Source organism: Pedobacter sp., from assembly GCF_035317785.1.
Classification (GTDB): domain Bacteria; phylum Bacteroidota; class Bacteroidia; order Sphingobacteriales; family Sphingobacteriaceae; genus Pedobacter.
The window spans coordinates 1-25,734 of the sequence record NZ_DATHGC010000308.1 but is presented as its reverse complement, the minus strand read 5'-3'; the positions used below and the strand labels follow the sequence as shown (position 1 = coordinate 25,734).

Here is a 25,734-nt window from a genome sequence, read left to right as displayed (position 1 = left end):
CGAAATCAGGTGGATTATTTTTTCAGCAATGAAGAAATGCAAAAAATAATCCTGTGGCAGATTAGTGAAGGCACCAAAATCATGAAAGAAGTTTGTGAGGAAAGAGAACTGCTAAGCAAAATCTTTTTTAGGCTTTCTGATAAAGAACTTGAAGGAAAAGATATTGATCTCAGGGCGGTATCAGCCCTGATGGTTGCAGGTATTTATTACCTGGTGCTTCACGCGAAATCAACCGACACACTCTTTTGCGAAATAGACCTTAATACGCCGGAGGGGATGGCCAGAATCAAAAATGCCATTACCAGGATATTAGAAAACACTTATGATCAATAATAGACATAAGACGAATACAATAAATAAACATACAGACAAAGTAAATATGAAATATCGAAACATACGACTGTCACTGCTGATCGTTCTCATTTTCACCTTTAATATCGCCAATGCGCAAACCAAATTCGGTATCAGGTCGGGACTGAACATTTCGAATGTTACAGACAAATCGGAGAATGGAGATAAGCAGAATACAAAATCACTGTCCGGTTTGCTTATTGGTCTGACCGCGGATGTGCACCTGGCTGATAATTTTTATATCCAGCCTGCATTGCAGTATGCCCGTAAAGGATTCAAACAGGAACGTGGCGGTTTCGGATCAGCTACCAATTTGAGGGTAAAAGCGGACTATTTAGAGTTGCCGGTTAATTTCCTGTACAAGCCGAAGTTGGGGATGGGGCGTTTATTATTGGGTGCAGGGCCATACGTTGCCTATGGAACTGGAGGAAGCTGGAAGTCAGACACAGATATAATCATCGGGGATATTGTCAGCAAGGGAAATGGTAATGTGGCTTTCAGGAACGATGCTTCTGTTCGCAATGATTCCGAATATAACTATGGAAGACCATTTGATTATGGCTTTAATGCTACAGTTGGTTATGAGTTCCGGGAATGTCTGTCCCTGCAAATTACAGGAACAGCGGGTATAGCTAATCTTGTCCCCCACTTCAATGGGTATCAGCCAGGTGGCAGTTTGAGGAACAGGGGTCTGGGTATCTCTATTGGATATAAATTATAAGATAAAATATGAAGAATTCGTTCAAATACTTTTTGGATTAACAGCACTATGCATTATGGCAGCATGTAAAAAGTCTTTCGCCTGCAGATTTTTAATTTTCCATAATAATTTAGGTTGGCTTATTAAAGATAGCAATTATTTAATAAAAAAAGCCCATTTCGTTACGGTTCTAAGATCAGGATTTAACCCTTACAAACTAAACATCCACATTTGCCAATAGTTACCGTAATCTCCTTTATCTATTGTGATTGTATTTTTGGCTACCCAATAATGGTACTGGTCTTTAACGGGTGAATAATCGTACTTGTTGATGTTTTCTGTCTTTTGAGCTGTATAAATAATCATTGCTTTTTTTGCATTAAATGGGCTGACCCATGACGTGACCACTTGATAATCATCACCCATTAGTATTTTGTCGGTTAGCACCCGGTCTTTTAAAATCGTCACGGGAAGACGGTCGATATATTTCTTCAGAAACGTATTGCCTTCTGGCGTTCCAAAGATAATGAGGTCACTATTATTTAATGGCATTTTTAGGGCTTCCTCGTCAGTGATGATAACGCTGCTCGTTGAGATCATATTGCGGTATTTTATAACGAATGCCTTCAAAGATGCCTGAGCGTCTTTGTTCGCTTCATGGGTACCCATGATAAAATAGGTAGTACTGTCACGAGCGAAATCATAAGGCTTGGGAATTTTATCGACATTAGGCTTTCGGAACTCTTCTACCTTTTCCTGCAATCTGTGAATTGTATCTTTATTGATGACGTCAAACGCAGTTAGCAATACAGGGACAAAGCTTTTAAACGTTGGATATTCTTCACGATGCTTTTCGTAGTAAGCTAATTTAGCTATTATAGCATCTATATAAATAAACCGTTTCCCAAATTCCGGCTTATAAAAATTAGTAAAGGCAAATGCATTACCATAAATTTGTGATGCTATTCTTGTTACTACAGCCCTAACGACGTGCTCATTTACTGTTACACCCCATTGCCAGTAACCCTGGCTTTTCATCGATTTTTCAATAGGCAGGTACAAAGAATCCACTTGTTTCAATTTGTCTGAAAATTGGTCTACATAAGGGTTAACGAAACTATGGCTAAATTCATGTATGATAAGTTTGACTGTAGGAATAGAGGGTTGAAATACCGGAACGTTACCAATAACGCTGTTGGTTTCTATCACGGCATACAGTGAATTTTTGCCATTCCTTGTAATTGGCCGCCCAAAGTTACCATAGCCACCCAAAAGGTTAAGTATAAAATTGTAATCGTTTGCTTCTTCTCCATAGTAGTTCTCAAGCAAAAGGACTGCCTTAAAGTCTTTAAAGTTGTATTTTGTATTTTCAACTACCTGTTGATAAAATGGCTGTTGTATCTCATTGAAGTAGGTATAAAATCTAGATTTATTCGCGAAATCTTTGAAAAGAAAAGCAAGTCGCTTCAATCTGTCTATCCCACCCCCTCTTTCAATCAATCCAGAAGACAGCCCTGACTTCAAATCAAATTTACTATCTAGGCAGAGCATAAAAAAAACAGGATCGTCAACGCCCCAACCTGCTTTAAAGCTATTCAATAGTGAATCAACTACCGGGTGCTGTTTGTAAGATGCAAAATAAGTAAGTGTTTCTTGTTTATAAGATATGTTTGATAATGTCATACCATTGTGGCCAAAAAGCATAGCTACACTATTGAACAGTTCAATCCTCGGGTCCACGCTATAAATAATACCGTTTACCTTTGCTTCATATTTCCGGAAACTTTTCGCATTTGATTTAATGACATTAAAAGACAGTAGGATGCCGAAAGCTAAAAGGGCTTTAAATAGATTTTTCATAAAAATTTGTTTTTATAGGACAAGTATTAAAATGGCTGATTTGCTTTTCTGGATAAATAGAAATAGGATATAAATCCAAATGAGAGAAATACAGCTTCTACTCCATAGGGCAGCAGCGAATCGGTTGGGTAAGGTATATAGTTGAGCAAAATTAAGCCTAAGCCTCCAAATAGCAAGATTAGCCCCCATTTTAGCGGATCTAATTTAAATACATAATTAATTCTATTTAATTCTTTAATCGCGCTTTCCTCCATTACCCCTAATCGGACCATTCTGCTTTTTAAGCGATGATTTAATAAGGCAATGATGATGATTGTAAGTGCAATCACAGAGACGATAAACATAAGTGCTACGGCAAGATTCTGTTCCATTTTTAATACTTTTAATATTTGTCTGGTTAGACAAGGATATGCAAATGAATGTTGCAAATATTTTTCTGCAACATTTACAGGTTACTGGCTGTCTAACCCATCGAATGCAAAATGAAAAAGAAACCATTGAGCGAATACTTAACGGAGACCTAAATTCTTTTAAGATCATAGTCAGCCAACATGAAACGCTTGTAATTGGTATGATTAGGAGGATAATCAAGGATCAAAACGATATTGATGATCTATGTCAGGAAGTATTTATTAAGGTTTTTAAAAGTCTGCACAGTTTCAAGTACCAATCTAAGATTTCTACCTGGATAGGGCAGATCGCTTTTAATACGGCTGTTAATCATGTAAAAAAGGTTTCAGGCAAAAAACATGTAATAATTGATCTTAACGCATTTGAAAATAGCTATCAGGCAAGTGATAACCCCGAAAGCTTATTGGTACAAAAGAGTACCTCAGCATACATACAAGAAGAAGTAGCAAAGCTTCCGCTACCTTATCGGACAATACTGACTTTGTACCACCTACAGGAATTATCTTACATTGAAATTGGTGAGATTACAGGTCTCCCAGACGGTACGGTCAAAAGCTATTTGTTCAGGGCAAGAAAATTATTGAAAGACAAACTGGCAAAACATTTAAAAGCATTATAATGAAAAACAAAGATGAGGAGCTGATTCAACAATTAGTAGAAGACCAGCTAAAAGGTATAAAAGATATTGACTGGTCGCAAGGCAGTCAGGAAGATATTGGTGCTTACCGGATACTGTTCCAGGAACTTTCTAATGAAACCTATGTTGCTATTGACTTTAATATAGCAGAAAAAATTATCCGGCAGATTAGCAGAAAACAGCATAAAGCAGAATCGATCAAATATGCTTTCGTTATTCTTACAATTAGCGCCTTCTTTATTTTACTTACCAGCTTGTCCATTATGTTCGTAGACCCTGGATTTATCGAAATAATTTTTAGCATACTCACCACACATTATGAAGTTTTCTTATTTATAATTTTAAGTCTAACAGTGATCCAAGTTCTGGATAAAGTCTTTGTTAAAAAAAATGCACAGTCAATATATGTATAACCTCTTTAAAGAATTGTGCCAGTGAAGAATCAAGCCTTATGAATGTTGTGATGTTTCCTATCATTTAGACGGTGGAATAATGATTATAAGTTATACGGAAACCTTCGTTTTGTGTAATGCAGTATTCATGTCAACTGGGTTTTATCAGACAAATACCAAGAAACAATAAAAGCCTTTAGATAATCTCTAAAGGCTTTTATTAATATATTTTTCAAAAATCTTTCCCACATGGGAAACTTATTTGTGCACTTTACAGGACTGTACTCGAACCTGTTTTTGGATGATTTGAAGAAAATTGCAAACTTGGATGCACTATTTCATAGTGAGCCCCTTAGTAGAGATTTCAAGCTCCGTTACAAACGATATTATACAAGTCAGGAAGGAAAAACAAGCCTTTAACGCAAGTATGGGCAGAAAATGGTTTTACAAAACACCAGACCGATTAATTTACAAAATTTAAATTTTGTCTAAATGGGATGATTTTGCTAGTGATGAAACTGCAAGATCATCCCTACTAGAGATGTTGTAAAATGAACTTTTCTCTAGTAGGGTCTTTATAACGGAAAAGCAACGGTTTTTTGCACTTAAGGGATAAATTAAGTATTTTTACATTGGTAAATTTATAGTTTAATAAAAGAAATAATTATGTCCGCAGTTGTTGAATTCGAAATCAAGAAGGAACATTATCTGAGTACTATAAAGGCACTCCGTACGAAGAACTTCAGCAAAAACCTTCCATTTTTAATCCTTTCCGATAAATTGCCTGACGGTCAAGTTTACAGGGAATTTGCCGACGGTCACATTGAACTTCAAGAAGTTAGCTCAAAAGGTGAAATATTCCAATACCGTATTATAAAAACCTTGTCTAACATCGAAGCAAATCAGGTCAGGATTTAACGGCATTTGGTCATTTGATAGAGATAATACCCGTATTGAATTCGAAAAGCAACTAACTAAGACCGGAGTAAATATTACAGAGCTACTACCAAAAGCGACCAGAATGATGGAAGATAAGCTGGTAGAAGAAATGAAAAGGGCCATTAGGGAGCGTAGACATTTTGTTCTAGAAACGCCACTATCACATCCAGACTATTGGAGATACATTGACTTGTTTGAAAATAATAGCTACCAAGTTCAACTAAATTATCTATGCCTGGACAAGGTCAGTGATTGCGTGGCAAGGGTCGGCCAAAGAGTAATGGAAGGCGGGCACTACGTAGAGCCTTCAACTATTAAAGGTGTTTATGAACAAAATCTACGTTTCATCAACGATTTCACATCATCTTTTAAAGTCATTGAACTTTATGACGGAACAAAAATACCAACTCTCCTTGCAAAACTGGAAAATAGTAAAGTTCAATTTGCGTTAAAAGGTGCTTTAAAGAAAAACTGGATCAAATCAGGGCTACCGAGTTTATCAGCCTTAATTAAACAGTATACAGCCAACGTGAAAAAATCAGATTCCTAATACTCATTGTATTTTGAATTAAGATCGATTATATTGGATTCTTAAAGTAATGCTCATGATCCTACAAAACAGAATCCAAAATCCAACAGAACTTGACCGTCAGCTAATCGAACAACAGATCAAATCAGGTTGGGAGGTCATCGTACAATTTTCTGATAAACTTTATACGGACAAGCTACTCAATGAGATTAATAACCTGTGTCAGCACTATGATTCTCATTTTGGAGTCAGGTTCTATGGACATACCTTCGACTGTAAAAACCTGGACAGGATACCTGAAGTAAAATATTTGTCTCTGGACTGCATGTTGGAAGTTAAAAACTTGGAGGTTGTTACTAAACTTTTGCACCTTGAAAGATTTGGGCTCGGTATTTTTGAAATGAAAGAAACCGAAATATTGGGGGCGGAAAATCTCCATAAGATTAAATACCTAATGCTAACAAACACCAGAACAAAGGCATTTAATTTAGACCACCTAAGAAACTATTACAACTTAACCACACTAATGGTCTGTGGACATACCAAAAACATTGATTCCATAGGAGAACTAAGTCAATTGAATCAGCTAAATCTTAATTCAATTTCCAAAGCTCCACTACACTTTATCAATAAACTCAAAGAACTTAAGACATTAAAAATTATCCTTGGTGGGCGAAGCAATATAGAGGAAATAGAAAAAAACGATATTGAAAACTTAGAAATTGTTTGGGTACTAGGCTTTAACAGTTTCAATAATATCTCAAACTTTAGTAAGTTAAAGACTTTGCAAATTGAGGACAATATACAATTAAAGGAACTACACTTACGAAGCTTATAAGCAGATTGAATATAAAAAACCCATGAAACCTGCCATTCGTTACAGGATTTTCAATAACGCTATTCTGATCCCTCCTCTGTGATATTCTTTTTATCCTCGTGCAGAAATTCGTTACAGCTTTGGCAGTTTCATTCATTTGTACCTTCAGTAAGGCGGTTTTTTCCTTCAACACTTTGGATTTGGCCAAAAGTTCCTGTCTTATTTGGGTGCCATCGGGCTGCTGGCTACTTTCAGTTTCTTCTGCCATCTTGGGATTTATTCTAAAATAAAGATTTAATTACTCACAACAAAACACTTGCACGCGAACTGAATTAATGCTTTGAAACACTTGTCTCTTTATCATCCGAAATCAGGATTGCGCGGATGCGGTCAATATGAACCTGGGAAAGTTTAGCACGTTCAGCTGCCGAACGTGCGGAGGCTGTATTTGATATACCAGCCATCGTAGTCAGCAGGTTCCGTCTTTCTTCAAACATCCGAAGGGCAGTCCACATCGTTTCCTCTATCTTTTTGGTCTGCTCGGCAAGCAGTACTTTTGCTGTATAGGCATGGCCGGTATGGCATCGGTAGCGCAGCGCAGCCCCTGACCCCACTTTCCATAGCACGCCACCACAGCCAGGACAGTTAAAGGGTACCTGATCCCCCAGGGAGTTGACCGCACCCAGGTCACTAAGCACACGCTCGGCAATCTCAGATTCTCTGATGACGTCTTTGGGTACCGGTTTTCGCTTGCCAATCTTCCTGTAAACCAGTTGAGAAAGCAGTGCACCCATTTCCGAAAGTGCAACGCAATAATCCGCCTTTACCTGATTCAAGGCATTGGTAGGCATATCAGGATACTCCGCATCAGCAGGCTGTTGAATAACACAAATTCCGCCGCATCTTTTTAGTGCGATTAACCCGGCGGTGCCATCATCCAGGTAACCGGTCAAGATAATACCTGTCGCGCCATTGCCATAGGCCACAGCCGCCGAGCGGAAAAGCGGATCAATGGCCGGACGTGACCGGTTTTCCTGCGCGCCCTTAGTAACCATAAGTACGCCGCCTTTTTCTACCATCAGGTGGTGGTCAGAAGGGGCAAGATAAACTTTTCCCCCAATTGCTTTTTTACCGTGGATTGCATGTGCGCAATTTAATTGCCCATACTTATTGAGCACATCAAGAACCACATTTCCAGTTGTATCAGCTGAGATATGCATCACTACCAATATTGGAACCGGAAAGTCTTGAGGCAGCTGTTCAATAACTTGTCTCAGCGCCTGAAGCCCGCCTGCAGAAGTACCAATCACAATAATCTGGTCTGGATTGATTGCCTTATTTATTTTTGACTTCATTCTCATCTGAATTTAATGATTGCCTTATCAAGATACTGAAAATTTATGGGGTAGATATTGTGATGGCATCAAGAGGCCGGAGTCTATTAGTTCGTACACGCTGCGTCATCTGCATCAATGATGCCAATTTTCTGAGCTTATTTTTCTTTAGTATTTTTCTTTATAGAATCTTCTTATAAACAGCGTAATTGCTCCAGTAGACCCTGATTAACAAATCATTAAATTTTTATACGAGCGATTTTTGCCGAATTTGGTATAGTCATTGTAATAATCACAGTTCCTAACGAAAAACTAAAAAACATCCTCTTCCTATGGAAAACATGACTTTGAACAATGAAATTTGTAACCACCGCGCATGCCTGGAAGCTTTCGCCATGAAATTCACCAATGATTTAGAAGACACCAACGACTTAGTGCAGGACACCATCATCAAAGCTATCCGCTACCATAAAATGTATAGACAGGGCACCAATCTCCGGGGCTGGCTGTATACCATCATGAGGAATACGTTCATTAATGATTACCGCAGGCGCAGCAAAAGAAATGCGCTGATCCAAACCTCAGAAGATCTGTCTTCATTCCAGCTTTTGGGTAGTGCACAAAGCAATCAGGGGGAGAACAAATTTGTGATGGAAGATATCAACAAAGCCCTGGACAAACTTCAGCCAGAATACTCCCGTCCTTTTCTAAGGTATTTCGAAGGTTATAAATACCACGAAATCGCCGGGGAACTGAATATCCCGATCGGAACGGTAAAGACCCGGATCCATATTGCAAGACAAATCCTGAAAGAGCAGTTGAAAATGTATCGCGGTTCCTACAAATTATCCGCATTATAAGACAGGTACGCTTGGTGCTTAATGAGATAGAGATTTATTTATGAGAGATTATGGACAATAACAATATTAATCCAAAACTAAAAGAGCTAACCGAGCGTTTGAGCGGTAAATGGCAGGTCAAAGGACAAGAAATAGATGGTGAGGCTGAATATAAATCCATGAAAGGAGGCTTTCTCCTGGTTATGAATGTCGATTTTGTCGTCGATGGTAAGAAAATAAAAAATATTCAGCATGTGGCCTACGATCAAGACACCGACACACTTCGGGCTCACTACATGGACACTAAGGGCGATGACTCCACCTACACTTGGGTACTGGAGGGCCAAAAAATCCGCGTCAGCCTTGGTGGCAAAGATTCAGACACGTACTTTGAAGCTACACTCAATGACGATGACTCTGAGTATACCGGCACGTGGCACTATCCGGATGGTGGCGATCAGGACGCAGGAGAGGCACGGATTGTATATAAGCGAATAAAGTAAGGAGGGGAAATACCTGATGCGCAGTCTGATTTACAAATGCTCGTCAAATTGGTTAAGGAAATGCAGGGAGATCTGAAAGTTATAAAAAACAGGAGTTATTCGATGTCGCGAACATATCTACCCTGTTGTTGTTTAGTAAATATCTTTACGATATCCATATACTTTAAAATGAATAACATGAGAAAATTAAAGTTACAGATGCACATAAGTCTGGATGGCTTTGTCTCTGGCCCCGAAGGCCAACTGGATTGGATTGTTACGATTGGTTCAGACCAAGCACTTGGTGACTTTATAAATGCCCAACTTGATAGTACTGACACCATGATCCTGGGCCGAAAAACGGCCGAAGTGATTGTCGACGTTTGGGAAGACATAGCCAATAATCAGCAGGACAGTCCTGAATACCCTACTGCCCAAAGAATTGTCCGGATGCGTAAGATTGCTTTCAGCAAGCAAGGTTCAGCAATCGATGGTAAAAATATTGAGGTGGAAAACGGCGACCTTGTGGCTGTAGTGCAAGCCCTCAAAAATGGACCTGGCAAAGATATTATTGTATATGGCGGCGTCCAATTTGTAAGCGAGCTGATCCGGCATGATTTAATAGATGAATACCATTTTTTAGTAAACCCAGTTGCCATAGGCCATGGTCTTGAAATTTTTTCAGAGAAAAAATCTTTAAAACTTGAAAATTCAGTTTCGTACAAAAACGGGCTTGTCGTGAATTCATATAACATTGGCTAATACAGTACTAAGATATCTGACACCTGTGATGGGAGGAGTGTTTATGGTGGGCATCAGTGCAGAACACCGCGCTGCTGGCGAAGGGAAATGGGCTTGAAATGTAGCCGGAGCAGTTTTTGGGACTTTATCCGTAATCTCGGCTATTGTGACAAAATACGTGTTCCAAAATTTAAAGATGAAGCAGCACAGCTGGTAGATGGTCAACATGAACCTCTGATTTCTGAAAGCTTGTTTTACAAAGTTCAGGATATACTAGACGGCAGAAAGCGGCAATTTAACACAAAAAAAGGCGCAAAGGCGGTTTTGTCGCGTTCACTTGCATTACGGGGATTTCTGATCTGTCCTAAATGCAACGAGTTACTTACCGGAAGTGCGTCAAAAGGCCGCAAGAATTATTATCACTATTACCATTGTAAATCAGCCTGCGGAATCAGATTTAAGACCGAGCCGACCAATATCTTGTTTGAGCGTATGTTGAAACAATTTGTTCCAAAGCCTGGAATGGCTGAATTGTTCCAAGCAGTAGTTTGTGATTCGTATTATGAGCTGAAAACAACAAGGTCGGACTGTAGTCGAACCGTAGAAATCGTTACTGAGCAAAACAACAGGATTACCAAAGCCAGGGAACTCCTGTTAACGGACATCATCAGTGGTCAGGAATACCAGAATATTAAGGCTGAGTGCGAAAATCTGATCGTAAGGGCTGAAGCAGAACTAAAAAGATTGAATGAAGAAACGTCTGAAGATTTGGACATAGAAGGCTTGGCAACCTTAGCGACATCAAACCTTCAAAAACTGCCCCAGTTTTACGCATAGGCCGATTCTGATATAAAAAGGCTGATTATCGGTTCTATTTTCCCTCAAAAATGGGTGTTTGACGGCGAAATTCATCGAACCGAAAAAACCAATCAAGCTGCCGAGATCATCTACCAGGTTAACAACAAGTTAAGACATAAAAAACCGGAGAAAATTCTTTGAAAGAATCTCACTCCGGCCTTGTGCCCCCAGATATACTCCGCACACACCAATTCCTTGATGATTTGAAGGTAGTCGCCGATATGAGGAAGTATATTGATGATATGAGAAATACGTGTTTAACATTCCCTCAACGCTGATTCTTGTTTAATCAATTTGGAAGTAAATGACGTAAAAATGGCATCCCATGTGGGAAATCGCTAAGGTTGCTCATTCCCATATGGGATAACCGAAATACAGTTATAAATAAATGCCGATCCATGCCTTGTAGCCCAACGTTAAGGACAACTATTGCAGGACAAGACATTCCAGTTTTCACAAATTAAGTAACAAATGATGCTTTAGTTGATCATAACCTAAAATCTAATTTGCTTAGCCTAACAAACATCAACAAGAAATACGGTATTCATGAGGTACTAAGCTTCAGTGAGTGGAATGTCAATAAAGGAATTTACTGGTTAAAAGGAGGAAATGGCACAGGCAAGTCAACCTTATTCCGAATCATTTCTGGGCAAATACCGTTTAAAGGTGAAGTGCAATTGAATGGGGTTAATTTAAGAAAAGAACCGGTAAAGTTTCGCTCTAAAATTAGTTTTGCCGAGGCTGAGCCACAGTATCCCTTATTTATTAAAGGAAAAGAACTGATTGATTTTTACACCGAAACCCGAAAGGCGGATAGAAAACAAGCTAAAGAGCTTGCTGATCATTTCGAAATGACGCCTTTTCTCGACAATGTAGTTGCCAGTTATTCTAGCGGCATGCTAAAAAAACTTTCATTGATTTGTGCACTTGTCGGCGATGCTGATTTATACATTTTAGATGAACCGCTAATAACAATTGATATTCAATCAGCAGATAAGCTTAATAAACTGATTACTGAGAAGGCCTCACAAGGAAAAAGTTTTCTTATTTCCTCACATCAGGAAGTTAGCAATGATCAACTAAAATTAGATAAAGTATATCAAATCATCAATAAACAAATTATTCAACTTTAAATGTTGAGGTTATTAATAAACAGTTTAGCCAAAGAGTTCTATCAGCAGCATGCGGGCTTTTTCCTTATGGGATTTTATGTTTTATTTGGAGTAGTGGAACCCTCACAATTAATCGGTTACCATAAAGCTTTATTATTGGCCGGGGTTTCATCTCCAGTTGGAATTGTGATAGTATTTGTTTCCTGGGTATTATATTGTGTTAAAGTTCATTACTTTATCAAACAAAAATTAGCCTTAGCTCAGTATAATTTTATTAACGAAGTAGGCACACTGGACAGGAGTCCTCAGTTAAAACTATGGCTGGCCTTATATTGTATAATTCTTTTACCCATCATTATATATGTTCTTGCGCTGATTGGCATAAGTGTTTATAACCGCTTTTTTCTCTGCCTGATTTGTATTTTGGTCGTTTTTGCTGCGCTGGCTATTGGCTTATCATTCCTTTCTTATCGATCAGTAACGTTTGGTTTTTTAAAGGAAGAAAGACACCGAATCAATCCATATATTAAAATTAAAAGGCCATTCTTCAGCTGGCCGTTATTTTATTTACTGAATGAACAGCCATTGATGCTATTGATGTGCAAAGCTTTGTCGCTGATTTTCTTTAAATGCATCCTCTGGATCTTCGCAGATATTGGCCATGACACGCGAGTGTTATTAGTGGCTTTATTGGCATCTGTTTTATGCCATGCTGTATTGGTCTTCACATTGTTGAAATTCGAAATAGCGTATCTGAACTTCAGCAAAAGTCTGCCAATATCAACTTATAAAAGATTACTCGGCTGGTTATTGACTTTAGCAATCATTCTGTTACCCGAATGGATGTTTTTGATTATATCATCGGAGTACGACGTATATGCAATTATTAATGGATTTTTATTTGGTCTGGCTGGATTGCTTTTCCTGTTAACCTTGTTATATTTCGTAAAGTTAAACATGGATATTTATCTCAGGTGGCTGCTGTTTTTCTTCTTTATTTCGATGTGGCCAATTCTTGCGCACTATTATTTGTTATTCAGTTTAGTCTTGTTGGGCAGTTGCGCACTATATTATTTGATGAATTTTGATAGGACAGATTTAAAAGTTGAGGAATAGTAAGTTGGTGGCATCATCAGGCGATTATCAAGAAACGGCGGAATAATGATAATGGGTTACACGAATACCTTCGTTTTTGTGTAATACCAAAGCCAGAAGTGAAATTCATCAGGCGATAAACGCCACGATGGGATTATCAAACTTAATATCACTCATATATTGATCATTGGAATCGTAATTTCTTACAAATATGACACCTCACTTTGAACAAAGAAAATTACGGTTTGACTCCGGTAGAGTCCTCATTATTTATAGACCTAACATTCTTTTTTATGGAATTGTCACTTCTTCCAAACTTGTAATTTATGCTAAATGCTACACCGCGGAAATAATTCACAGAAGTGTTTATTTGGGTAAAATCATTTCCTTGGGTTACACTATACGCAAAAGAGCCTTTAGATATTCTCCAAAGGCTCTTATAAACATATTTTTCAAGAATCTTTCCCATATGGGAAACTTTTTTGTGCCCCCAGATATACTCCGCACACACCAATTCTTTGGAGATTTGAAGGTAGTTGCAGACATGAAAAAGTATATTGACGACATGAGAAATACGCGTTTGACATTCTCTCAACGCTGATCCTTGTTTAATCGATTGGAAGTAAATAGCGTAAAAAATGCCATCCCATGTGGGAAATCGACAGGGTTCCTTATTCCCATATGGGATACCTGAAATGCACTTATAAATGGATTGACAAGTTATTGCAGGACAAGACCAAACGACAAGTAAATCCAGAACTGGACAGTTATAAAATAGATGCCGATCCATGCCTTGTAGCCAGACGTTAATGACGAGTTATATCAGGAGAAGACGTCTATTTAAATCTGGTTATCGTCAGTCGGCGAAAGTTGCTGGTAAGAAAGCATCCGGTCTAAATTATCAATGATGAGAAAATAGCGGATTTAGGGACGAACTATATTAATCCTAGGACTAAATCACTTATTTCTTATATTAAACGAAATTCGCCTGTTAATTTTTTGTCATTTTAAGCGCATAGAATGACGCTGTGCGCCAAAAAAAGCACAGCAGGCCACCTAACGCACGAAACGCACAGCAGCAGGCTTCTGATCATTATATTCGGTTATGAAAACCAGAAACCCAAAAACTCACTCCTATGCCAAGCCTGGGAAAAGCCCTGCTACGGTTAAGGAGAACTTAGTGTTTTCCAGGTGTATTATAGGTGTCTGGCAGGTGTCTGCAGGTGTACAGACCTATAAATGAGCAACAATGCACCAATACAAGCCGAAGAACAGCCACATGTCTGTATAGCAGTTGTAAGTAAATATCAATTACCGGCTTTAGCCGACAATACTTATACTGTGACTTGTAAGCATCAATTTTGCGTGAGCGCCCTTTAAAATTGACTATATTTTTTGATTAGTCTTCGCAAATAAGAATTTAAGCTTCCATTCTCTACCTTTAGTTCGTCTCGAAAAATCTCCTTCAGGGAGGTATAAGACATCAATCGTCTGAGACCTTGAATTCCATCTTTTTCATAAATAACCTGACAAACTAATCCTCTAATGGCGCTACCTGGATTTGTATGAGAGTCAGGGTACCAGAAATCTTCAATGTTATTAAGGTCTGCTTCCGGATGTTCTTTTAAATAAGCATCTACTCTTTTAAGGTGCCACTTTACGCTATGACCCATACTGCCGCCATAAAAGGCAGCAAGCCCTTCCTTTAGCGGGGATTTAGGGTAAAGGCGGTTTAAATAGACATGCGCAACTTCATGAAAGTAATTTTCACCCAAACCGGCGCAAAACACTTGATTATCCGTGTCATCTGAAATACCTGAGGGCTTATCCCGGTTACCCATAGGCAATGCAAAATCAAAACCCTTTAAGATTTGCAGTTCATCCGAAGTCTTAGCAAAGTAATACCGGATATTAATTGGTTTTAAATTCCATTCACCTTCGAGCTTTACGACTTGCCGTATTAAACTATCTGCCTTTCTAGCATTGAACTTATGCTGCGGCTGATAAAAGAAAGTAACATTTCTAACTTTTTTGTTGCGCCAGGCAACTAAGTTTCTTGTAAATGGATTAATAAACTTTGGGCCGTCTTTCCCATTTACGTCTACATAATGATTTGTTACTGCTAAAGTCATAATATTTCCAACAGCATCATTAATGGCAGAGAATTGTGTTTTTAAATGGACGTGGCCACTCATTGGCTTTATATACAGTATTGTGGCTTTATATCCTTGCGAGTATAATGTATTATCATTAATAGCGTAAATTTGTTGATCAGGAATAGTCCGGAGCACAAGTTCGTCGGCCGACCAAAACTTAGAGAAATCCGGTAGATCTTTACTATTAAAGCTACCTAGATATTTATTATAAAACTTCAACGCATTCTGAACGTCTTTGCCGGAGGTATCAACACCTGGATTTATATAAGTTTGAGCATCACAGCAAAATACAATCCCTGAAAATAGAAGACAAAGTAGAAGTTTTTTCATAGTGATTATTTGGCTATCTCAAATTTAATCAAATGTCACAGTATTCAAAGCGATGAGCCAGGTAACATAGAATCCTACAAGTAAGCTATCATTGCGTCAAAAGTGTTTGTATCAGGCAAAGAGCCATGAAGCAAAAGAGCCTTTGGATAGTTCCAAAGGCTCTTAATAGATTTTTTAACAATCTTTCCCATATGGGAAACTTTCTGTGCTCCTGGAAAAACTAAAGCTTAGAAAATTTTATGATGATTTGAAGAAAATAGCTCGAATTAGCACTTGGGTTTTAGAGGAACCCCTTAGTAGTGACTTTCTGGTTAAACATAGACGACCGTGGAAGAAGAAAAAGAATGCCCAGTGACTTGTAAAGCCGAAAATATAGGAAACTCGTGTTAAGTAGATAGAATTTAAATACACATTTGCTTTCCCGAGTGGAATATTTACATGTGTATAACCTGCGTATTAATCTCTACTAGAGATGGCACTTACAAAGTTCATCTCTAGTAGAGATTAATACTTCACGAATTAAAGAATAGAAGATCCATATCCAGGAAGCACAGGTTTATAACGGTGATCAGTAAGGCGGTAAACATACTTTTCAAAGATGTGATCTTTCAACGGTAGCAAGCGCCTAGTCGTATCCAAGGAATAAGGGCCAGATGCAGTCTAAAATTAGACTCGCCTTTCGTATTTATATACCAGACCTTCCGATCAAGTGCAGCGTTAGCGAACCGGGCATGTGTTTTTTTAAAACGTCGATCAAATGGAAATCTATACATTTTTTCCCGGATCAGGATAAGCGCAGCGGCCGATGGTTTTATTGGCACGAACGTTAAAATACATTATAAATTTATCTACAAATTAACATCCCCTTAATACCTATCACACAAACACCGTCAATATATTGATTTATAGATGTATGCATAAGAAAAATATTTTCACAAAATACACAAGAGATTGAAATATTATATATATTTATAAAAACGTTTCTCATGGAAGAATCTAAAGATCCAACCACCAAAAACATTGCCCTGGTCTTACTTTGGGGCTTCATTGGCGTGCTTGCACTCCTGATCGTCGTCAATCTCTTTGTCTTTAAACTCAACATTGGAAAAAATCCAGATCTTACCAAAGGCTGGTTCGAATTGTTAAAGAACTACCTTATACTTTTAGGTACAGCTTTGACTACAGTAATTGGTTATTATTTTGGTCAGAGGGAGGGCGCAATTAAAGCAGAAAAGGCCAGTGAAGAGATCAGGCAGACGGAACAGAAGGCAGGAGCTGTTGTTTCAGAAGCGATAAAACAAAGGGATGAAGCGATAAAGAACAATTCTGGAAAAGACAACGATGCAGCAGACACAGACGACGCTCCGGCTGATGAAACAGATTCTTCCATTCAACTTCCAGGATAATGGCTTTTATAGATACATACGAAGAGTTCAAAAGAAAACAGAATAACTTTGTGATCAAAGTTGAACGGGATCAGTTCATCCCGCCCAAAAGATTCAAGAACGGAAAACATTTGAATTATTATATTCGGATCTACATCGCATATGGCGAAGGAGAGTATTCCAACGCTTATCAGCTCAGCGACATTACACTAGTAAAATATGAACTGCACAGCAGCTACCGCGAACGATTCCGCACCTCGGATTCCCGTGCTTCAGGTTTCGACATTAAAGTCTGGTCCTATGGCTACTACCCCATCCAAGCAACTATTTATCTGCGACTCGGTGACCCTCTTAAGATCAATGGAATGGTACAATTTCCGGTAACCGAAGCGGAACGAAACATGTAGGACACTAAAAATTAAACGCTTCCTCAATAACCAACTATAACCCATCTAAATTATGCCACTCAAACTTAATCTTGAAAAGGAGGACATTGATCTTCTGGTGCAGACTATAGAGAACGCAATAACAAATGAAGCTTTGGAGAAAACCAGGCTGAAAAAGATCCTTGACACGATAAAGTTATTAGCCTCTCTGGATGATGACATCCTACAGGCGGTGATCAACTTTCTTAAACCGCAGCTTCCGGCTCCGGGAATCGAAATAAAACCGGATTCAAACCTGGAATTCGGATTAGGAATTAACACGCAGTGGATCAAAAATTCTCTCCACACCAAATGCAACAATACCGTTCGGGCACTCCTTACAGCCACAGGTTCCACAAAAACACCTGCAAAGATCACCTCCGCGGAAGCTGTCGCCTGCCTAACCGTCAAAGATATTGTTAACCTGATCAAAAAAACTTATGAAAACGCTGCTTAATCTCCTTATTATCATTTCTTTTCTCTTGTTAAGCGATGAAAGCATGGCACAGGTCGGGTCAGAAAAAAAGGTAAAATTAGGTATTTCCCTGGCACAGGCATCCGACAACAAAATTACACAGGCAGAAGCGGCTAAATTTGCTGCTACCTTTCAAAAGGATGGTGAAAGCAAGGACAGCTACCTGGTGAATGGTTATTTCAGTCTCGACCTTGAATTCGATTCGTTGAATACTTTATCTGCAACTAGTGAGCTTCAGAGAAATAATCTAGTCTCAAAAAAGCAAAGCGTTCAGCAGTATGGCCTTAAATTCTTCCATGGTTTCGTCCTCAGCGAGAAAGACAGTGAGATCCACGGCAAGATAGATCTGGATGTCTCAGCAAAGCATACCCGGGACCTCATTAAAGATACCAGGGGCTTTCAGTTTATAGCTGCAGGCAGCCTCAATTTTGCTCAGCCTTTTGAATGCACATTCCTAAATTATATTAAACCTAATCAGGTCATTCCCGCTGCTGCAGCCGGTGGTTTTGCCAACTGGCTGCAGTACCGTCATTCACACAGTGTAGGACTGGAATATATCGGTTATGAAAGACTGGCCATGGTCAGCGGAACTTTTAATCTAGAAGTTTATCCGTTAAGCGGGTTTCTGTATAAAGCCTTTGAAAAATACAATCTGCTGCAGTTAAAATGGACCATCACTGATCGTGCAAAAATCACTAGTGACCATACCGACCTGTATGTCGGGACATCTCAGACGCTTGGAGCGGCCCTTAATATCAAATTCACAGGTGTCAATGCCATTACGATTGGTTATGAGCATGTAAAGGGTGGCAATCCCATGAAAGGGCTAGACGATCAAAAGTATGGACAGCTGGCTCTGGGAGCAAGAATTAAATTATAGTAAACTTCTTAATAATCATAATCAATCTTATATGAAAGCTTTTGAAAAGTTCCTGGAGCAGATCAGCCTTACCGAGGCCAGACAAACCTCCGGCACAGCACCAGATCTGCCGGAATTTGCAGATCTGACAAATCGTACAGGCAAAATGGAATTCACAGAATTCGCAGACAATCCCTTTGTAGCCAAACAGCAGCGAGGCATCCTTGCCGAAAAAATAAACTTTCGGCGATTCACCGAGCAGCCCGAAAACAAAGTGGTCAGTCCAAAGCAGTTTGGCTCCTATATCCAGCAGAACGACATTAGTTTAAAGCAAATTATTAATGACAAGCGCCAGTTAGAGCGGATCATTGATGGAGATGACATGCTGGAGGTGAACTACCTTATCAAAGGAGCATTAGCGGCAAAATCGGTCTGCAGAGTAACAGTGATCTCCGAAAGCGGTGATGATGACTCGGCCGGAACAGGTTTTCTTATTGCACCCAACATCATGATCACCAATAACCATGTGCTTTCTAATAAAGGGACTGCAGGCTTATCCTACGCAGAATTCAATTATGAACTAGGAGCGGACAATCTTCCGACGGTGTCCAGGGTATTCCGATTCAATCCCGAAAAACTATTTTATACCAACCAGCCATATGACTATACCATCATTTGGCTGGAAGAAACATCTGCCGACGGCGCGGCAAAAATAAACGAATTTGGTTTTCTGAAATTAAACCCCAGTCTTGGGAAAACAAAAGAAGGAAACTTTGTCTCAGTTATTCAGCATCCAGACGGGAAGAAGAAAAAGGTCGCCATACGTGGGAACAGGGTTACTAGCCTGGATCTGCCTGTTTTCATCAGGTATGAAACCGATACTAAAAACGGTGCATCCGGCGCGCCTGTTTTCAATGACAAATGGGAAGTAGTGGCCTTACACCACTCCGGCGTTCCCAATCGGGACAATCAACTGCGTATCCTGAACCTGAAGGGTGAGGTCTGGGAGGAAGCTCAGGGAGAATCTCAGATCAATTGGCTGGAAAATGAAGGGGTACGGGTAAGCAGCATTATCATTGATATTACCACAAAGGCTGCTATCGAGTTCCCTTTCCTGCTTAATCATTTCAGTCCCGTTACCGACCCGAATATCCTGATCAAATCTGTAGGTAAAACATCAGAGCAACTTGAAAAGGAGGTCTATTATCCTCAGGAAAAGGATGAGGAGAATGCAAAACAGTATTACCGGGAAATTCCGGACATATCCGCTTCTTCATTTGATCAGCTGCATAACCTGCTGAAAAAAACACACACTAAACATCACAATTACAGTCCTTCTGAATTTGTATATCCAAAGGTGGATCTCTATCATGATGGAAAACTCAGAAGTATCTATTCTACAATGGAATTCAGCCCCGAAGAATTGATCTTGGCTGACAAAAAAGTAGATATCGACCGTGAACTCAAATTTATAGAGATCAGCAAACATGAAAAGATGGTGAGCAAAGAGGCGTTTACGGAATCGGTTATTGCACTAGAAGCACTCCTGCCCTACAATTGTGAGCATGTAGTATGCCAGTCCTGGTTTAGAAAACAGGAACCGATGAAAGGTGATCTGCATCATCTGTTCGCCTGCGAATCAGGCTGCAACAGTTTCCGGAATGATCATGCTTACACTGAGTTCGAACACTATAAGCCAGTTCCGGCAGATCAGGAGAAAGAAAGACTGAAATGCGGCAATATGGAAAATGACAAATTTGAACCGGAAAACAATAAAGGCGTTGTGGCAAGAGCCGTTCTTTATTTCCTGGTGCGGTATCCAAAAACCATCACAAAATACGAATCAGAAGACATCACCATGCTGAAAAACTGGTCGTCTGAGCAAAAGATCACACTATATGAGAAACATCGGAACCACGAAATATTCCAGCTTCAGGGAAACCGAAATCCTTTTATAGATTTTCCGGGACTTGAACAAAAATTTGATTTCAGTAACGCAATCTAAGCTTAACAGCAGTGCACGACGGTAGTTTTACCGAATAAGGCCAGTCTATTTTACTCTGTCCAGTTTTGATGGTCCGTCCAGATAGATTCCTGTATTTCGAATTAACACTGACCTTGTTCTTTGAAAATTTCCTACAGTTCCCAAGCAGGTAGAATCGGCTAAACTTCCAAAGATATTGTTACTAGGATCAGCAAGGACGCACATGAGCGTGTTGATTAAAAAGCTCATTAAGATCAACAAATACCTTTTCAAATTTGCCCGAATTAATATTAGCATTAAATTTTTACCTTTAAGAGAAAGTCAGCACTATGCAACCTTTGATTTACTATCCTTCTTTTGAGCCACCTGATGACATTTGGCTAAAATTTGCACTCCTGTATTTTGAAGAATACCGCCCCATTATCCCCCAAACAAGATCTCATTTGGTAAGTGCTAGGTTTGATCAAATTCGGAAAGAAACTGATTTAATCAATCCAATAAGCCCCAGATATAGTGACGACTTTGAGGCAACAAGAAGAGCGATAAATGATACAGAGCGATATTTTAAAGACTCTTATCGTGAAAGTTATCTTTTTAATAGAGTGAATATTGTAAGGCGATGGTAAGATATGAGTCGTTGGGACTTCCTCATTTATTCAGACAAATTTTCAATGGAATGGGTTGATTATTGTAAGGACAAAAACATAGGACAACCCATCGAAAATGGAATCCTGGTCTCGGAGGAATTAGCATTTCTATTCATGTCTTATCTGGCAAATGAAATGGCCCATTCTGAAAATACAGCAATTGTCACTGATAATCCTAGATTTGATAATTTCACCAATGTTAGACGTCTAACAAAAGTAGTGGGTATTTCAGCGAAAGTGGTTCTTCCCCACTTTTGGTGGTTGGTAGCATTTTAATTTTGGTATCTATGGTTAGAGCTACCTTTTGGGAATTTCTTAAAAGAATTTCATGCGGGACATGTACTGACTAATAAGAGTTAGGAGGAAGCAGTTTAGATGGGGACTTTCCACTTATATTTCTACAAATTCTATATTTGATACATGACTAGATATCTTCTTTTTTCAATTGCTATTTGCTTAAGCTTTTTAAACCATGCGACTGCGCAGCAACCATCATATGCCTATAGATTTAAGTTGATAGATGCAAATGGCAAATTTATTACTGATGCTGACTCATCATTCAGTATAACATCGATTAGGCCAGATGGATCAAGGTATGCTTCCCTTAATTATGGCGAGCGCAATACTCAAATTGAGGCAGCATTTTATGAAAGCTGGTTGCTGTATGAGTATTACACTCATATCAGGGAGTTTCATCTCATCCAAATTTCGAACAATAAAACAAGAGATACGATGACCATCTTTCAGAAAAAATATTCCAGATACCGACTATACGCTGCTGAAGACAGACATCCTCTCGACGTAATTAGATTTACGAAAGGATATTTTGTCTTACATAATAGACCATCACTGAAAGACTGGGATATGAAGGGAACATCGAAAAAGATCATTCAATCTCTTAACCAAACAGGTTTTCAAAATTATATTACAAAGGATAGTAGTCTTATGAGATTCCATAATCATTGGCTTTTTGCCAAATTTTACCAAGACACTGAACCTCCCATTCCAATAGATTTGTCAAGATTTACTGGTTTGGCTTACCCGATATATCGTGGGGAGAAAACCGGGAACATTGTTTTTTTTTTTATTGTTGAAAAAGATGGACGGATTACTAATGTTATCCCTGGCGTAAAAGGAACAACACTAGGTGACGAAGATCTAAATCAAAAGTGTAAAGAGGCAGTGATGAAATCACGCTTGGTACAATCAGATAAGACCATACAATCCGGCACTGTTGTATTCAATTTTAAATTAAAAGAATAATCTATACCATGTTTCAAGGTATGTGGCTTTCTCTAATTTATGATGGCTAAGTTGACGCCAGCACTAATCTTTTTCTGAGCAATTCGAAGCTAGCCCTGCCGTACATTTGTCGTTTGATTGTTTTTAGCTTATTTACATTACCTTCTACGGGGCCATTGCTCCAGGGCATGCTGATTGCATTTTCTATAGATTGGTAATCGCTCAATAGACCTTTTGCAAAGGCGGTAATCTCTCTGATACCTGAATGCTGCACATTCGCTATCCAAGCGCTAAGCCTGTTTCCAAGTTTGTTTTCCATGAGATTGCGGAAATCTCTTACCAGTAGCAGGCGCATTTCAGGTCGGAAGATGATTTGCATAATTTATCTATTAACTCCTTCTGCGTAATGTTTAGCTTGTATTCTGGAGTTAGGAATAACATTGCAGCATTAGAAGGCTTAAAGAATGAACCTGACTGTTCTGGCGATTTTGGATTCTTTGTTTTCTTTCCAATGCGAATGCCGTAGTAAGCCATGGCTTCAGAAAGCGTGCTGTATCCTCCGGGATATCCCATAAGCCGTAATTCACTCCATAATGTTTTCAGGTAAAGGTTTGCATCTTCTTCTATGCGTTTTCTAATATGGTTGAAATAATTCTCTATCATGCCCCTATTTTTGTAGGATTTACGAACCAAGGTTTCTGTCGACATATATTTTCTAACCGTTTGCCTACTCATGCCAAGCCGACCTGCAATCTTCGTTATTGGCAGGCCTTCTGCCTGTAATTTCTTCATCTCATCAAACCGCTGTTTTATAATTCCCGTAGTGGCCACTTCTTTTTCTCTAACAGGCAACGCACCGGGTACTTCCACCGGGCTTTCATCAATCTTAGGCGTTAATGATCGATTTAATCCGGCATATTCACGGTTCATCATTTTAGTGAGGGCCTCGCTGAGGTTTTTTAGTAAATGCCAGCGATCAGTCACCTGTATAGCCTGGGGAGCCCCTTTAGTTGCCGCACGTCTGTATTTACCATAACGATCTCTGGTTATTATTTCAAGTTTTGGCTGTTTCCTTAACCAGGTGATTAAGCTCTTTTCTTCTCTGTCTGGCAATAGATCTACTACTTTTCTTGTTGTTAAATCCACCAGGATACTGCCGTATCTTTCCCGCTTTTTATATGCCCAGTCATCAACCCCTATCGCTGTAAAAACCCTGGAGTCGGGTAGCGACGCATTGTTGATGAGCCTTAGTAACGTAGTATCGCTTACCGGTATTGAAAAATGGTGGCAAATGCGCTCTGCCGCTTTCCCTCCCAGCTCCACAACTGTATTAAAGAGCTTACCTTCTAGGCGACTGGTTGTTCGCTTGCGTGGCCTGAAATGATCTTCGTAACATTCCGTGAAAATCTTAAGGGGACATTCCTCAGTAAGACAATAATATTTACGTGATCGCAAAAAAATCCTGCAAGCCTTTCCAAAAGTAGGCAGGTCATTGAATCTCCGTGTGTAATAGCTATGTAACTTAGTGGAGGGCTCGCAACAATTCGGACATCTACAAGCCTTTTGCCCACTTTGAACGTAAATACTTATTAGATCGGTTTGGTTATCTACCGAAATGACCTTAAATATGTCATTGGCAGGGAAAATCAGATTTGCAAGGTTCATGAACCTCTAACGACGGAGTCGTCAAGATATCATGCTACCACCAAAATTGGGGAAGAACCAGTTTCGCTGAATGCCCAAATTATGTGTATGCGCTGACCGGGGACGGTAAATTAATTTCAAAGGCAAACAAGGCATTTAGATATTGTTCTTGAGACAAAAAATCCTAAAATCAATATCTAATCGCCTGTTATTAACCATTTTTTATTAAATAGACAATTTACTCTACTAGGGATATATTCCCCAGGTTCGACTCTCTTTAACTTACCCTTCCGGACATCGAACCATTTTTTTTGATTTTTAATAAAAAACAAAGTAAATAACTATATATCAATACATTAAAAAAAGCATACTCAAAAATTTCGAAAAACACTAAGATTTTAGAGTTCAAAAATCAACCAATCCGAAAAAATTCAAGTGTCTGAATATCAGATATATAAATAAAAAAAGAGGAAATCTCATTGCTGCAATTTCCTCTTTCTGTGGTGCACTCGAAGGGAGTCGAACCCCTAACCTCCTGATCCGTAGTCAGGTGCTCTATCCAATTAAGCTACGAATGCATTTCCGTTTCGTTAACGGACTGCAAAAGTAATGCTTGGAATCCAAATTCGCAATTTTTTTAAGCAATTTATTCCTAAGCCTGCCTTAACAAACTGAAAATTAATAGCGTATTTCGTTCCCGGCTTCAACAATGCTGCGTTCATTAGCATCTGCTCAACATCACTATCCATTGCATTCCTCGTGTATCCCTGACCTCAAAATGCTTCACAGATAAGTGCTGACTCACACTTTCTTCACACCTTGTTCACACCAAAGCCACAAACAGGTACCTTTTTGTGAAGAAAGTGTGAATGAGGTGTGTTTCATGTGAGGACTTGACATTAGCCTGCCCCTGACCAATATGCAGCTTACCCATAACCTCAACCTTAAATTTTAAAAAAATTTCATCTGATTTATAGCTGTAACGTTAAAATTAATGATTTTAGCAAACAACAATAACAAACGTATTCATAAATAACAAAGTTATGGCCAGAATTACCAACGGAATCCTCGGCGCTTTCTCAGGAAAAGTCGGAGCTGTGGTGGGCGCATCATGGAGAGGAATTGACTACATGAGGGGGCTACCCGAACCCAGCAATAAACCTGCAACCCCACCGCAACTGGCTCAGCGACTGAAAATGGTGCTTTTCAGAGGATTTTTATTGGGTGTAGATCAGATTATTGAAAACTGCTTTCAGAATTACGATAAGAAAACCCCTATGAATTCGGCCCTTTCCTATAACATGCAGTATGCGGTAACCGGCGGTTATCCGGACCTGAATATTGATTTCCCGAATCTCCTGTACAGTAAAGGCGACCTGCTGAGCGTATGGTCGCCGGCAGCCCTCTCCAGCGAGCCCAATACCATCGACTTTAGCTGGCAAAACGGCGCTTTTAGCAATTATCGCAGCGCCGAAGACAAGGTGACCCTG

The 25,734-nt window shown here is 39.2% G+C and carries 28 protein-coding genes, 1 tRNA gene and 1 pseudogene; 23 read left to right on the top strand and 7 right to left on the bottom strand.

Annotated features, from left to right (window positions below; genetic code table 11):
• A pseudogene (locus VK541_RS19430) lies at nt 1–333 on the top strand (TetR/AcrR family transcriptional regulator); the annotation flags it as partial.
• Nucleotides 334–379: 46 nt separating this feature from the next.
• Nucleotides 380–1,072, top strand: a complete 693-nt coding sequence (locus tag VK541_RS19425; protein WP_324372082.1) for a porin family protein — start codon at nt 380–382, stop codon at nt 1,070–1,072.
• A 189-nt stretch (nt 1,073–1,261) separates the two neighbouring features.
• Here the strand turns inward: VK541_RS19425 and VK541_RS19420 are convergent, their stop codons facing one another.
• Both VK541_RS19420 and VK541_RS19415 read right to left on the bottom strand, forming a co-directional pair.
• Complete coding sequence (locus tag VK541_RS19420) at nt 1,262–2,911, bottom strand: DUF4932 domain-containing protein (protein ID WP_324372081.1); 1,650 nt, start codon at nt 2,909–2,911, stop codon at nt 1,262–1,264.
• A gap of 26 nt (nt 2,912–2,937) precedes the next feature.
• A complete protein-coding gene (locus VK541_RS19415) occupies nt 2,938–3,282 on the bottom strand; it encodes a DUF6249 domain-containing protein (protein ID WP_324372080.1) in 345 nt (114 codons plus the stop codon).
• 104 nt (nt 3,283–3,386) lie between these two features.
• Here VK541_RS19415 and VK541_RS19410 point away from each other — a divergent pair, with 104 nt between their 5' ends.
• The 5 genes from VK541_RS19410 to VK541_RS19390 all read left to right on the top strand — a co-directional run bounded on the left by VK541_RS19410 (nt 3,387) and on the right by VK541_RS19390 (nt 6,657).
• A complete protein-coding gene (locus tag VK541_RS19410; RefSeq protein WP_324372079.1) occupies nt 3,387–3,941 on the top strand; it encodes an RNA polymerase sigma factor in 555 nt (184 codons plus the stop codon).
• Complete coding sequence (locus tag VK541_RS19405) at nt 3,941–4,372, top strand: hypothetical protein (protein ID WP_324372078.1); 432 nt, start codon at nt 3,941–3,943, stop codon at nt 4,370–4,372. The genes VK541_RS19410 and VK541_RS19405 overlap by 1 nt, the downstream gene beginning before the upstream one ends.
• A 645-nt stretch (nt 4,373–5,017) precedes the next feature.
• Nucleotides 5,018–5,269 carry a hypothetical protein gene (locus tag VK541_RS19400; RefSeq protein WP_324372077.1) on the top strand — a complete coding sequence of 84 codons (252 nt, stop codon included), beginning with the start codon at nt 5,018–5,020 and terminating at the stop codon, nt 5,267–5,269.
• Between the two features lie 103 nt (nt 5,270–5,372).
• Entirely contained in the window at nt 5,373–5,840 is a 468-nt protein-coding gene (locus VK541_RS19395; RefSeq protein ID WP_324372076.1) for a hypothetical protein, read from the top strand.
• 55 nt (nt 5,841–5,895) lie between these two features.
• The gene (locus VK541_RS19390) at nt 5,896–6,657 is read left to right on the top strand and encodes a hypothetical protein (RefSeq protein WP_324372075.1); all 762 of its coding nucleotides are present in this window, start codon (nt 5,896–5,898) and stop codon (nt 6,655–6,657) included.
• A 311-nt stretch (nt 6,658–6,968) separates the two neighbouring features.
• On the opposite strand, the gene VK541_RS19385 is transcribed toward VK541_RS19390, so the two are convergent.
• Entirely contained in the window at nt 6,969–7,991 is a 1,023-nt protein-coding gene (locus VK541_RS19385; RefSeq protein ID WP_324372074.1) for a chemotaxis protein CheB, read from the bottom strand.
• A 311-nt stretch (nt 7,992–8,302) separates the two neighbouring features.
• Here VK541_RS19385 and VK541_RS19380 point away from each other — a divergent pair, with 311 nt between their 5' ends.
• The 8 genes from VK541_RS19380 to VK541_RS19345 all read left to right on the top strand — a co-directional run bounded on the left by VK541_RS19380 (nt 8,303) and on the right by VK541_RS19345 (nt 14,340).
• Entirely contained in the window at nt 8,303–8,830 is a 528-nt protein-coding gene (locus tag VK541_RS19380) for an RNA polymerase sigma factor (RefSeq protein ID WP_324372073.1), read from the top strand.
• A gap of 50 nt (nt 8,831–8,880) precedes the next feature.
• On the top strand, nt 8,881–9,312 hold the full coding sequence (locus tag VK541_RS19375) for a lipocalin family protein (protein WP_324372071.1): 432 nt from the start codon (nt 8,881–8,883) through the stop codon (nt 9,310–9,312).
• Between the two features lie 177 nt (nt 9,313–9,489).
• Nucleotides 9,490–10,053, top strand: a complete 564-nt coding sequence (locus VK541_RS19370; RefSeq protein ID WP_324372070.1) for a dihydrofolate reductase family protein — start codon at nt 9,490–9,492, stop codon at nt 10,051–10,053.
• 87 nt (nt 10,054–10,140) lie between these two features.
• Entirely contained in the window at nt 10,141–10,869 is a 729-nt protein-coding gene (locus tag VK541_RS19365; protein WP_324372069.1) for a recombinase family protein, read from the top strand.
• A gap of 527 nt (nt 10,870–11,396) precedes the next feature.
• Entirely contained in the window at nt 11,397–12,023 is a 627-nt protein-coding gene (locus VK541_RS19360) for an ABC transporter ATP-binding protein (RefSeq protein ID WP_324372067.1), read from the top strand.
• A complete protein-coding gene (locus tag VK541_RS19355; protein ID WP_324372066.1) occupies nt 12,024–13,118 on the top strand; it encodes a hypothetical protein in 1,095 nt (364 codons plus the stop codon).
• A 627-nt stretch (nt 13,119–13,745) separates the two neighbouring features.
• Entirely contained in the window at nt 13,746–13,907 is a 162-nt protein-coding gene (locus tag VK541_RS19350; RefSeq protein WP_324372065.1) for a hypothetical protein, read from the top strand.
• Nucleotides 13,908–14,202: 295 nt separating this feature from the next.
• Nucleotides 14,203–14,340, top strand: a complete 138-nt coding sequence (locus VK541_RS19345; protein WP_324372064.1) for a hypothetical protein — start codon at nt 14,203–14,205, stop codon at nt 14,338–14,340.
• Nucleotides 14,341–14,473: 133 nt separating this feature from the next.
• On the opposite strand, the gene VK541_RS19340 is transcribed toward VK541_RS19345, so the two are convergent.
• Nucleotides 14,474–15,583 (bottom strand): hypothetical protein, encoded by a 1,110-nt coding sequence (locus VK541_RS19340; RefSeq protein WP_324372063.1) that lies wholly within the window; start codon nt 15,581–15,583, stop codon nt 14,474–14,476.
• A gap of 986 nt (nt 15,584–16,569) precedes the next feature.
• On the opposite strand from VK541_RS19340, the gene VK541_RS19335 reads away from it, so the two are divergent.
• From VK541_RS19335 to VK541_RS19305, 7 genes are all read left to right on the top strand, one after another.
• Nucleotides 16,570–16,989, top strand: a complete 420-nt coding sequence (locus VK541_RS19335; RefSeq protein ID WP_324372062.1) for a hypothetical protein — start codon at nt 16,570–16,572, stop codon at nt 16,987–16,989.
• On the top strand, nt 16,989–17,375 hold the full coding sequence (locus tag VK541_RS19330; RefSeq protein WP_324372061.1) for a pYEATS domain-containing protein: 387 nt from the start codon (nt 16,989–16,991) through the stop codon (nt 17,373–17,375). Before VK541_RS19335 ends, VK541_RS19330 begins: the two co-directional genes overlap by 1 nt.
• 52 nt (nt 17,376–17,427) lie before the next feature.
• A complete protein-coding gene (locus VK541_RS19325; protein ID WP_324372060.1) occupies nt 17,428–17,850 on the top strand; it encodes a hypothetical protein in 423 nt (140 codons plus the stop codon).
• Entirely contained in the window at nt 17,834–18,748 is a 915-nt protein-coding gene (locus tag VK541_RS19320; protein WP_324372059.1) for a hypothetical protein, read from the top strand. The genes VK541_RS19325 and VK541_RS19320 overlap by 17 nt, the downstream gene beginning before the upstream one ends.
• Before the next feature lie 31 nt (nt 18,749–18,779).
• Nucleotides 18,780–20,732, top strand: coding sequence for an endonuclease (locus VK541_RS19315; RefSeq protein ID WP_324372058.1), 1,953 nt, complete (start codon nt 18,780–18,782; stop codon nt 20,730–20,732).
• Between the two features lie 650 nt (nt 20,733–21,382).
• Complete coding sequence (locus tag VK541_RS19310; protein WP_324372057.1) at nt 21,383–21,634, top strand: hypothetical protein; 252 nt, start codon at nt 21,383–21,385, stop codon at nt 21,632–21,634.
• 144 nt (nt 21,635–21,778) lie between these two features.
• Nucleotides 21,779–22,621: a hypothetical protein gene (locus tag VK541_RS19305; protein ID WP_324372055.1), complete on the top strand. Its 843-nt coding sequence runs from the start codon at nt 21,779–21,781 to the stop codon at nt 22,619–22,621.
• 46 nt (nt 22,622–22,667) lie between these two features.
• Here VK541_RS19305 and VK541_RS19300 read toward each other — a convergent pair whose 3' ends face one another.
• From VK541_RS19300 to VK541_RS19290, 3 genes are all read right to left on the bottom strand, one after another.
• Nucleotides 22,668–22,979 carry an ISL3 family transposase gene (locus VK541_RS19300; protein WP_414692631.1) on the bottom strand — a complete coding sequence of 104 codons (312 nt, stop codon included), beginning with the start codon at nt 22,977–22,979 and terminating at the stop codon, nt 22,668–22,670.
• Nucleotides 22,937–24,265 (bottom strand): ISL3 family transposase, encoded by a 1,329-nt coding sequence (locus tag VK541_RS19295; protein WP_324372053.1) that lies wholly within the window; start codon nt 24,263–24,265, stop codon nt 22,937–22,939. The genes VK541_RS19300 and VK541_RS19295 overlap by 43 nt, the downstream gene beginning before the upstream one ends.
• A gap of 480 nt (nt 24,266–24,745) precedes the next feature.
• A tRNA-Arg gene (locus VK541_RS19290) sits at nt 24,746–24,822 on the bottom strand.
• Nucleotides 24,823–25,287: 465 nt separating this feature from the next.
• Between VK541_RS19290 and VK541_RS19285 the strand changes: the two genes are divergently transcribed.
• A partial coding sequence (locus VK541_RS19285) for a DUF6266 family protein (RefSeq protein WP_324372052.1) occupies nt 25,288–25,734 on the top strand: 447 nt, incomplete at its 3' end.

What these genes read in the sequence shown, in the direction of transcription:
- VK541_RS19340 (WP_324372063.1), bottom strand. Translation starts at nt 15,583, where the DNA reads ATGAAAAAACTTCTACTTTGTCTTCTATTTTCAGGGATTGTATTTTGC.
- VK541_RS19315 (WP_324372058.1), top strand. Translation starts at nt 18,780, where the DNA reads ATGAAAGCTTTTGAAAAGTTCCTGGAGCAGATCAGCCTTACCGAGGCC.
- VK541_RS19375 (WP_324372071.1), top strand. Translation starts at nt 8,881, where the DNA reads ATGGACAATAACAATATTAATCCAAAACTAAAAGAGCTAACCGAGCGT.
- VK541_RS19415 (WP_324372080.1), bottom strand. Translation starts at nt 3,282, where the DNA reads ATGGAACAGAATCTTGCCGTAGCACTTATGTTTATCGTCTCTGTGATT.
- VK541_RS19400 (WP_324372077.1), top strand. Translation starts at nt 5,018, where the DNA reads ATGTCCGCAGTTGTTGAATTCGAAATCAAGAAGGAACATTATCTGAGT.
- VK541_RS19420 (WP_324372081.1), bottom strand. Translation starts at nt 2,911, where the DNA reads ATGAAAAATCTATTTAAAGCCCTTTTAGCTTTCGGCATCCTACTGTCT.
- VK541_RS19365 (WP_324372069.1), top strand. Translation starts at nt 10,141, where the DNA reads ATGGGCTTGAAATGTAGCCGGAGCAGTTTTTGGGACTTTATCCGTAAT.
- VK541_RS19310 (WP_324372057.1), top strand. Translation starts at nt 21,383, where the DNA reads ATGGAATGGGTTGATTATTGTAAGGACAAAAACATAGGACAACCCATC.
- VK541_RS19405 (WP_324372078.1), top strand. Translation starts at nt 3,941, where the DNA reads ATGAAAAACAAAGATGAGGAGCTGATTCAACAATTAGTAGAAGACCAG.
- VK541_RS19300 (WP_414692631.1), bottom strand. Translation starts at nt 22,979, where the DNA reads ATGCAAATCATCTTCCGACCTGAAATGCGCCTGCTACTGGTAAGAGAT.
- VK541_RS19330 (WP_324372061.1), top strand. Translation starts at nt 16,989, where the DNA reads ATGGCTTTTATAGATACATACGAAGAGTTCAAAAGAAAACAGAATAAC.
- VK541_RS19335 (WP_324372062.1), top strand. Translation starts at nt 16,570, where the DNA reads ATGGAAGAATCTAAAGATCCAACCACCAAAAACATTGCCCTGGTCTTA.
- VK541_RS19385 (WP_324372074.1), bottom strand. Translation starts at nt 7,991, where the DNA reads ATGAAGTCAAAAATAAATAAGGCAATCAATCCAGACCAGATTATTGTG.
- VK541_RS19390 (WP_324372075.1), top strand. Translation starts at nt 5,896, where the DNA reads ATGATCCTACAAAACAGAATCCAAAATCCAACAGAACTTGACCGTCAG.
- VK541_RS19350 (WP_324372065.1), top strand. Translation starts at nt 13,746, where the DNA reads ATGTGGGAAATCGACAGGGTTCCTTATTCCCATATGGGATACCTGAAA.
- VK541_RS19410 (WP_324372079.1), top strand. Translation starts at nt 3,387, where the DNA reads ATGCAAAATGAAAAAGAAACCATTGAGCGAATACTTAACGGAGACCTA.
- VK541_RS19380 (WP_324372073.1), top strand. Translation starts at nt 8,303, where the DNA reads ATGGAAAACATGACTTTGAACAATGAAATTTGTAACCACCGCGCATGC.
- VK541_RS19320 (WP_324372059.1), top strand. Translation starts at nt 17,834, where the DNA reads ATGAAAACGCTGCTTAATCTCCTTATTATCATTTCTTTTCTCTTGTTA.
- VK541_RS19425 (WP_324372082.1), top strand. Translation starts at nt 380, where the DNA reads ATGAAATATCGAAACATACGACTGTCACTGCTGATCGTTCTCATTTTC.
- VK541_RS19355 (WP_324372066.1), top strand. Translation starts at nt 12,024, where the DNA reads ATGTTGAGGTTATTAATAAACAGTTTAGCCAAAGAGTTCTATCAGCAG.
- VK541_RS19295 (WP_324372053.1), bottom strand. Translation starts at nt 24,265, where the DNA reads ATGAACCTTGCAAATCTGATTTTCCCTGCCAATGACATATTTAAGGTC.
- VK541_RS19325 (WP_324372060.1), top strand. Translation starts at nt 17,428, where the DNA reads ATGCCACTCAAACTTAATCTTGAAAAGGAGGACATTGATCTTCTGGTG.
- VK541_RS19370 (WP_324372070.1), top strand. Translation starts at nt 9,490, where the DNA reads ATGAGAAAATTAAAGTTACAGATGCACATAAGTCTGGATGGCTTTGTC.
- VK541_RS19305 (WP_324372055.1), top strand. Translation starts at nt 21,779, where the DNA reads ATGACTAGATATCTTCTTTTTTCAATTGCTATTTGCTTAAGCTTTTTA.
- VK541_RS19395 (WP_324372076.1), top strand. Translation starts at nt 5,373, where the DNA reads ATGATGGAAGATAAGCTGGTAGAAGAAATGAAAAGGGCCATTAGGGAG.
- VK541_RS19345 (WP_324372064.1), top strand. Translation starts at nt 14,203, where the DNA reads ATGAAAACCAGAAACCCAAAAACTCACTCCTATGCCAAGCCTGGGAAA.